This window comes from Aliidiomarina quisquiliarum (assembly GCF_023922585.1).
GTDB lineage: Bacteria > Pseudomonadota > Gammaproteobacteria > Enterobacterales > Alteromonadaceae > Aliidiomarina > Aliidiomarina quisquiliarum.
Window position 1 is genome coordinate 1 of record NZ_JAMFTN010000018.1, and the last position, 3245, is coordinate 3245.

Below are 3245 nucleotides of genomic sequence, written 5' to 3' on the forward strand. Positions count from 1 at the left end.
GGTGGACTCAAGAGCAGCTTAATGTGGTTGCCTTACGCCTGAATCAACGACCAAGAAAAACATTGCAATATTTAACGCCAGCTGAGAGGCTAAACGAGATAGTTGCACTGACCGGTTGAACCCACCGTAGCCTTTTTTAATATGTCTTTTTCCATCTCAATGTCTCGAATTCGCTTCTCGAGCTCACGTATTCTAAGCTGCTCTGGCGTCATTGGCGTGGCCTTTGGGCTCTCTCCGTCACGCTCCTTTCGAAGCTGACGAACCCACTTATCCATAGTGGAGTTTCCGATGTTCATGGCTTCTGCTGCTTCTCGAACGGTGTAATTCTGGTCGACTACCAACTGTGCTGCTTCAAGTCGAAACTCGGGGGTATAATTACGTTTTGGTCTTCTGCTCATGTTGTCACCTAATTGTCTATGTGGTGTATGATAACACCTCTAATTAGGTGGCCAAATTAACTATGCCACTACAAAGATACTAAGTCGTCTGATAACTTGAGAGCAGAAGAGTATCGCAAGATTAAGCACGCTGAACAGCTATTTAATCAGATGGTAAAAGAAGGGTTTAGTGTTAGTTTTAGTACACAATTTCAAGGAGAGCTGGTTAAAGATATTATTAATAAAGCTCTTAGCAATTCAGCTTAGTGTGGGTTATCGAAACTCACTTTAACTAGCTTAAAATCACGTTCTCATGTGGAATTACCTATAAATAAATGCATAAGCATATACTCAAATATTTTTGCAACAGCCTTGAAGTTTGCTGAACAAGATGAGGGCTTAGTCTATTGATACATGGCTAAGTCCTGCTTAGCGAATAACTAAAATAGCTAGGCTTGAATTCATTCTTTAGTACTGACCTTTCCCCCATAAAATAAAGCCAATCTTCATGGTGTTGCTTTACTACAGTGGCTTTAAAAGCGGAAAAAACACCAAAAGTAGCGTTGGCAACTATACTTAATAGGCTAGTGTGTAAATACCCCATTTATAACACAGTCATCTCGTAGAGAACTTATGCCGCATTTCGGTACTCTAGCGGCGTCATGTCAGTGAGTGAATCGTGCGGTCGTTCAGTGTTATACAATTCAATCCAGTCTTCGGTTATTTGCTTCACTTCATTCAGATTATTAAAGATGTAAAAATCCAGTACGTCATCACGATACGTTCGGTTAAATCGTTCAATATATGCGTTCTGGTAAGGGCAACCAGGTTTAATGTAATCAATCATAATGCCATGCGCTTTTGCCCAGCTAACGAAGACTTCCGAGATGAATTCGCTGCCGTTGTCCACCCGAATTTTTTCAGGATAACCGTGCCACTCAGCAAGTTGGTCCAGATAGCGTATGACGCGCACTAGGCGCAGCCAAAGGCTCCGGATTGCGGTTAGGCAGTCGTCGCTTTCCTTTTGCGCCGTAGGTTCAGTTTTAATTCAGTATAAACACGATAGACACGCTTGTGATTCCAGCTGTGGCCTAGCTTTCGAAGGCGTTTAAAGCGTTTAGGGAAACCCCAGCGATGATGTTTTTCAATCAACGCATTGAGTGCATCAATGATTGCATTATCATCGGCCAACTTAGGCTCGTAATAGTAAGCGATACGGCTGATGCCAACCGCATGGCAGCACTTTACAACGCTCGCGTTATAATACACCTGTCACTCGCGTACCCAGATCTTTCGTTCTGCCACAGGTGCTAAAGCTTTTTTATAATATCTTCTTGCATCTGCGATTTAAGGCTCAGATCAACATACATCTGTTTGAGTCGCCGGTTTTCTTCTTCAAGCTCTTTTAAGCGCCGCACATCGGACGCTTCCATACCGCCATATTTTTCGCGCCACTTATAAAACGTTGAATTGCCGATGCCATACTTACGGCAGAGGTCTTTGACCGGCATGCCGACTTCAGCTTCTTTCAAAATCGCCACAATTTGGCTTTCAGTCTTTCGTTTGCTCATCGTCAAACTCCTTTCGTTTAGCTTAAAAGAAATTCTACGAGTAATCTGTATTATTTTACGGGGTAGTTACACTGTTCCCATCACCCAATGTTCATTGCATGCTTTGTAGGCAATGATTCTTACTTGATCTTAAAGCCCTTATTCATTTCTATGAGTCCTGCGTCTTCAATAAACTGGACTTAGGTCCAGTAGAGCAGTTGCGTGTTTTTAGTTAAATTAGCGCTAATAGAAATTCTGTCTGTCAGACATCATCAATAAGGTTACATTATGGCTACCGCACAAGTATTGAATATTCAGGGCACCGCCTGGGCTCAAAGTGAAGATGGCACAATGCGTCAACTCCAGGTTGGCGATGAAGTATTGCCGGGTGAGGTAGTCATCACCGAGCAAGGGGCTTCGGTAACTTTAGCATTTGACGATGGTGCTGAGCAGGTTATTCCAGAACTCTTCCAAGTCTTAGTTAGTGAAGATTCATTAGATGCTGATAATGCATATGACTTTGATAACGTTGTAGACGCCGAAAGTCCTGAAGCTATATTAGCTTTGTTAGACGGAGAAGGGGACCTTCTTGAGCAGCTAGAAGCCGCAGCGGCGGGTGGTGATGCCGGCGGTGGTGGTGAAGGGTCTTCTTTTGTTCGTTTGCTGAGAGTATCAGATGTCGGAAGCGCAGGTTCTGAATCTTATAATTATTCAGGTATTAGCACTGATTTTACTGATGTTCAGGCTCAGGGGCAGGGCGGGTTAGCGATTGAAGACGGCGACATTTCTGTGGTCGCAGTGATTGAGCAGTCGGCCGGTTCTATTACACTGAGTGGTAGCACAAATAATGTAGCTGTTGGTACACAAGTTAGCCTCGAGATTGTTGATCAGCTCGGGAACTCAATTAATCTTACTGCCGTTATTGCCGCAGACGGCACTTACTCGTTGAGCGATGCCGACGTAAGCATGCTCGTAGATGGTCCTCTTCTTATTACTGCGACGACGCTCGATTTTGCAAATAACATAGTCGAAGCATCAACCACGGTTGATCTGGATGCGGTTGAGTCTGCGCTGAGTGTAAATGCGACAGTTGATACCGATGCAGCGACGCTGGATATCAGTGGCGCGACTACCGACGTGGCCGAAGGGTCGTTGGTGAGCATCACCATTACCGATCAGAATGGCAACACAGTGACTGCACAAGCCACTGTGGATGCAGATGGTAATTATCTGATTGAAGGCATTGATGTCAGTGAGCTGACCGATGGCCCATTGACCATTGATGCGGTGGCGACAGACAACAATGGCAACACGATTA

Annotated in this window: 1 protein-coding gene and 3 pseudogenes; 2 read left to right on the forward strand and 2 right to left on the reverse strand. The window is 44.5% G+C overall.

Annotation, left to right across the window (positions count from 1 at the left end; genetic code table 11):
• Nucleotides 1-119, forward strand: a pseudogene (locus M1L23_RS06790) (IS30 family transposase); the annotation flags it as partial.
• A 12-nt stretch (nucleotides 120-131) separates the two neighbouring features.
• Here the strand turns inward: M1L23_RS06790 and M1L23_RS06795 are convergent.
• Both M1L23_RS06795 and M1L23_RS06800 read right to left on the reverse strand, forming a co-directional pair.
• Nucleotides 132-398: pseudogene (locus M1L23_RS06795) on the reverse strand (transposase); the annotation flags it as partial.
• Nucleotides 399-1008: 610 nt separating this feature from the next.
• Nucleotides 1009-1948, reverse strand: a pseudogene (locus tag M1L23_RS06800) (integrase core domain-containing protein).
• 267 nt (nucleotides 1949-2215) lie between these two features.
• On the opposite strand from M1L23_RS06800, the gene M1L23_RS06805 reads away from it, so the two are divergent.
• Nucleotides 2216-3245, forward strand: a 1030-nt coding sequence (locus M1L23_RS06805; protein ID WP_252626569.1) for a retention module-containing protein, incomplete at its 3' end; no start/stop codon positions are given.